The following is a 411-nucleotide window of genomic DNA, read 5'->3' as shown; positions in this document are numbered from 1 at the left end:
TCACTTTCTTCATGTTTTTGCTTTGAGTRCAGTCATCCCTCATTGGACAGAACGCACACTCTTTCGGGTCTGAGTGGTATTCTCGGTAGGCATCGCGTGATGTGGTTTTATAAAGCAACGCCTGACCATTCGGACATTGGTAGCAGTCTCTTTGCGCGTCGTAAGTAAAGTGTTTCTTTTGAACGCATTTTCGTTCTCGATGGACGTCGATAACCGAACACGCCAAGAATACCTCGACGTTCAAGTGACTCCGCCACTGGAGCGGTAAAGTAGCCCGCATCCAGTCCAACGGCTATCGGGTTCAATTGGAATGTAGCAAGCGTGTAATCTAAGCGTTGAACGTAAGGCTGTGAGTCATTGATGTTGCCCGCGGTGGTATAGGTATCGAGGATAATTCCGTGTTGACCATCA

The 411-nt window shown here is 48.0% G+C and carries 1 pseudogene; it reads right to left on the bottom strand.

Going from position 1 to position 411, the window contains the following annotated elements:
• Positions 1 to 411: pseudogene (locus tag CIK04_RS32570) on the bottom strand (transposase); the annotation flags it as partial.

The organism is Vibrio sp. 03_296 (assembly GCF_002265885.1).
Note: the sequence above shows the minus strand (reverse complement) of the source record. Positions and strands in the feature narration are given on the sequence as shown.